Source organism: Protofrankia sp. Cas3, from assembly GCF_963555955.1.
GTDB lineage: Bacteria > Actinomycetota > Actinomycetes > Frankiales > Frankiaceae > Protofrankia.
Window position 1 is genome coordinate 112775 of the sequence record NZ_CAUVXP010000001.1, and the last position, 4100, is coordinate 116874.

Here is a 4100-nt window from a genome sequence, read left to right on the forward strand (position 1 = left end):
CCGAGATGCGGCAACCCCGCCCAACGCCACCACGCCAGCCCCCGTCAGACCGGAGGCGGAGGCGAAAATGTTCGGCGGGGACAGAAATGCCACCCGACCCAGGGGCCATACCCGCACGAACGCGCGGCCGACGACCTTGCTTTCCGGGATGGTCCCGTTCACCCGCGAATCCGACGACTCGCTGCGGTGGTCACCCATGACCCACAGCTCGCCGGCTGGCACTTTCACCGGAGCGAATTCGCGTCCGGACCCGGCCGGACTGTTCTCGTAGACGTACGGCTCATCGAGTGGCTTGTCGTTGACCGTCACCCGTCCCTGAGCATCACAACAGGCGACAGTGTCCCCACCCACGCCGATGACACGCTTGATGAAGTCCTTGTCGCTGGGGGCGCCGAGGCCGAGCACGCCCTGGACCGAGCGCACCGCACGGGAAACGATGTTGCTCGGCGGGTCGATCAGGGTCTCCGCCCGCTCAAAGCCGGTTCCGTCGCCGTTGAAGACGACAATCTCACCGCGGTGGACGTCCCTGAAGCGGTAGACGAGCTTGTTGACCAGAACCCGGTCGTTGACCAGCAGGGTCCGTTCCATCGAGACGGTCGGGATCCAGAACGCCTGGACGAGGAACGCCTTGATGACCAGCGCGAGCAGGAATGCCACCAGCACGAGGACGGGTAGCTCGCGGGCGAATGAACCCCTGCCGCCGCGACTGCCCCGGCCTCGGCCCAGGCCCAGACGCCCGCGCCGTGGGGTGGGCGCCGGTGCGGTCGGATCCGTCGCGACCCCCTGGGCGTCACCACTGGTCACGGGCTCCGCACTCACCACCGGGTCGGATGCCTCGGCCGGCAACGTCACGGCCTCTTCCCCGCGGCCGTTCGCCACGACGGGCCGAACAAGATCATGTGCAGCGTGAGCGGCTTCGCCGTCATGCCCCGTCTTCTGCCCGAAGCCGTCCTTCTGCTCCACGCCGTCCTGTTGCCCCAAGCTGTCATCGGGCGATCCCTGGCCACTGGCCGGAACAGAATTGTCCCAGCGCGCCGGAAGACTCTGCTCGGCTCCACTCACCGCGCCACCTCATGGGTTGGCCGATATCGGCCGAATTTGATGATCTTCACCGTGGTATCCGATCGGGACCGATCGCTGACCACCCTACGCGCACGGTCCGCCCCGGCGACGACACGGTGACGTAGAAACGACAACGCATGGCCAACGGCTGCGTCACTCCACGCAAAGCTCAGCGTCCAGCCGGCCGACGCTTTTCCTTGATCTTTGCAGCCTTGCCGCGCAACTCACGGAGGTAGTACAGCTTCGCTCGCCGCACATCACCACTGGTCACGATTTCGATCTTGGAGACGACCGGGCTGTGAACCGGAAAGGTTCGCTCAACCCCGACACCGAAACTGACCTTGCGGACCGTGAAGGTCTCGCGAACGCCACCGCCCTGCCGGCGGATCACAACGCCCTGGAAAACCTGGATGCGCTGGCGATTGCCCTCGACGACACGGACGTGGACCTTCAGGGTGTCGCCCGGCCAGAACTGCGGGACGTCGGTCCTCAGCGACGCGGCGTCGAGGCTGTCCAGGGTTTGCATGGCAGTCGCTTTCTCGCGGGGATGACGGGGATGAATCGACTACGGTCCAACCGCCAAAGACGATCCACTCATCTGGATCATGATGCCACCCAGCAGACATTCGAACTGGGGCAGCGGACGGCCGGACACCGCATCCTACTGTGCCACACGACCAGCCGGGTCGGTGGCAGCCGGGTCGGTGCCAGCCAACAGATCCGGCCGGCGGTGTGCGGTCCGCGCCACAGCCACCTCCCGGCGCCACCGGCTGATGGCGCCGTGGTCACCGGAGCGCAGCACCGCGGGCACCTCGCGGTCGTGCCACACCGGTGGGCGGGTGTACACCGGTGGTTCCAGAAGCCCGTCGGCGAAGGAGTCGTCGGCAACGGACTCGGCGTTTCCCACCACACCGGGCAACAGCCGGGTGACCGCCTCCAGTATCACCAGGGTGGCGACCTCTCCCCCGGCCAGCACGTAGTCACCGATCGAGATCTCGTCGTCGGCCCACTCCTCAATGACCCGCGCGTCGATTCCCTCATAGCGGCCACAACAGAACACCAGCCACGGTTGCGCGGCCAAGCCGCCGGCGTAGGCCTGGGTGAAGGGCCGGCCGACCGGGGTCGGGACGATGATCCGCGGTCGCCGGCCACCGGCCGCGCCCGATTCGCTCACCTCGGTCAGCGCCGCCCACCACGGTTCCGGCCGCATCACCATGCCCGGCCCCCCGCCATAGGGGGCGTCGTCAACGGTCCGGTGCACGTCGCTCGCCCACTGCCGGAGATCGTGCAGATGAACGTCGAGGATGCCCCGCTCACGCGCCCGGCCGACCAGCGACAGTTCCAGTGGGCTGAGATACCCGGGAAAAATAGTGATTATGTCAACACGCATGGTCACTCCAGGTCGAACAGGCCTGGCGGCGGGTCGACCACGCACCGGCCGTCGGACACCTCGACGCTGGGGACGAACTCGCGCACGAACGGCACGAGTACCTCCCCCCCGTCTGGGCGGCCGACCGCGAGCAGCTCCCCGGCCGGTGTGTGGACCACATCGACAACCACACCGACGGCGGCGCCGTCCACGGTCACCACCTGGAGTCCGACGAGGTCGCGGTCCCACCACAGGTCGTCCGCGGCGTCATCGTCCTCGTCCGCAGCGGCACCCACGGCGTCGGGCGCAATGGTGAGGATCCGGCCACGCAGGGCTTCGGCGGCGCTACGGTCATCGACCCCCTCGAACCGTACGAGCAGGCGCCCGGCGTGCCAACGCGACCCGGCGATCACCAACGGACCGGCGGCGGGGGTGTCGCCGTGAAACCGTGACCCCGGCGCGAAGCGTCGGTCCGGAACATCCGTCCGGACGTCGATCGTCACGTCCCCGCGGACGCCATGGGGACGCCCGATCCGACCGACGACGACCGGCGCATCGGCCGGGCTGCCCGAAGGCCGCCGACTACCGGTCGACGTCGACGACGTCGACACGCAGACCCCGACCTCCCACACCGGCCATGACCGTCCGCAGCGCGCGGGCGGTCCGCCCGCCGCGCCCGATCACCTTGCCGAGATCGTCGGGATGCACACGGACCTCCAGGGTCCGACCCCGGCGACCCGACTGCATGTCGACGCGCACATCATCGGGATGATCGACGATGCCCCGGACAAGATGCTCGAGCGCGGCCTCCAGCACTTACTGCCCCGCCGGAGTCGACGGCTCGGCCGCCGGCGCGCTCTGCTGCTGCTCGCCCGCGGGGGCGTCGTCCGTAGCCTTCTTGGCCTTCTTCGGGGTGGTGGCGGGCTTGTCGCCGAGACCCGCGGCTGCCCGGGCCGCAGCCTGGAAGGTCTCCCGCTTGTCGGGCTTGGGAGCCGCAACCTTCATCGGCGGTGGCGCCGGCAGACCCTTGAACTTCTGCCAGTCACCGGTGACCTTGAGGATCGCGAGCACTGGCTCGGTCGGCTGAGCGCCCACACCGAGCCAGTACCCGGCGCGTTCGCCGTTCACCTTGATGATGCTCGGGTCGGACTTGGGGTGATACTGCCCGATCGCCTCGATGACCCGTCCGTCTCGCTTGGTACGGGCGTCCGCGATGACGATGCGGTAGTGCGGCTCGCGCATCTTGCCGAGACGCTGAAGTTTGATCTTGGTTGCCACGATTGTCGAACTGCTCCAGACGTACGTCAGTAGCCACTGGAATGCCACGGTGGGGACGCGGAACACCGGCAGCTGGGTTTTCGGAGCGTCAAAGCGGCGGAGAGGGCCACCGCGACGACGCCGATGGTGAGGAACCCATGTCGTTCCCATAGTTTGCCAGATCGCGAGCGCTGATACGCCCCCGGGCCGGTGGGCACTGCCCGGAACATGTCAACGCTGTCTGCCGCGACCCCGCCCGGGCGGTGGCCCCCCCGGTGGCAAACCGCTGCCACGCATCAGGGCGGACAGGTCGGGCAGGGCCGCATCACCGGGCCCGGCCGGCGGGCCGCCGGGTAGGCCGCCCGGTGTGGCGCCCGGTGTGGCGCCCGGTGTGGCGCCCGCGCGCCGCGCC

6 protein-coding genes and 1 pseudogene are annotated in these 4100 nt (G+C 68.7%); all 7 read right to left on the reverse strand.

Annotation, left to right across the window (positions count from 1 at the left end; translation table 11 throughout):
• Positions 1 to 1062: signal peptidase I (gene lepB / locus U9983_RS00485; RefSeq protein ID WP_322752123.1), on the reverse strand; the 1062-nt coding region annotated here is incomplete at its 3' end.
• Positions 1063 to 1231: 169 nt separating this feature from the next.
• Positions 1232 to 1588: a 50S ribosomal protein L19 gene (rplS, locus tag U9983_RS00490; protein WP_322748309.1), complete on the reverse strand. Its 357-nt coding sequence runs from the start codon at positions 1586 to 1588 to the stop codon at positions 1232 to 1234.
• A 135-nt stretch (positions 1589 to 1723) separates the two neighbouring features.
• On the reverse strand, positions 1724 to 2452 hold the full coding sequence (gene trmD / locus U9983_RS00495; RefSeq protein WP_322752124.1) for a tRNA (guanosine(37)-N1)-methyltransferase TrmD: 729 nt from the start codon (positions 2450 to 2452) through the stop codon (positions 1724 to 1726).
• 2 nt (positions 2453 to 2454) lie between these two features.
• Complete coding sequence (rimM, locus tag U9983_RS00500; protein ID WP_322752125.1) at positions 2455 to 3042, reverse strand: ribosome maturation factor RimM; 588 nt, start codon at positions 3040 to 3042, stop codon at positions 2455 to 2457.
• Positions 3014 to 3247, reverse strand: coding sequence for an RNA-binding protein (locus tag U9983_RS00505; RefSeq protein ID WP_239311291.1), 234 nt, complete (start codon positions 3245 to 3247; stop codon positions 3014 to 3016). Before U9983_RS00505 ends, rimM begins: the two co-directional genes overlap by 29 nt.
• Entirely contained in the window at positions 3248 to 3709 is a 462-nt protein-coding gene (rpsP, locus tag U9983_RS00510) for a 30S ribosomal protein S16 (protein WP_322752130.1), read from the reverse strand.
• Between the two features lie 210 nt (positions 3710 to 3919).
• A pseudogene (locus U9983_RS00515) lies at positions 3920 to 4100 on the reverse strand (signal recognition particle protein); the annotation flags it as partial.

What these genes read in the sequence shown, in the direction of transcription:
- rplS (WP_322748309.1), bottom strand. Translation starts at nt 1,588, where the DNA reads ATGCAAACCCTGGACAGCCTCGACGCCGCGTCGCTGAGGACCGACGTC.
- trmD (WP_322752124.1), bottom strand. Translation starts at nt 2,452, where the DNA reads ATGCGTGTTGACATAATCACTATTTTTCCCGGGTATCTCAGCCCACTG.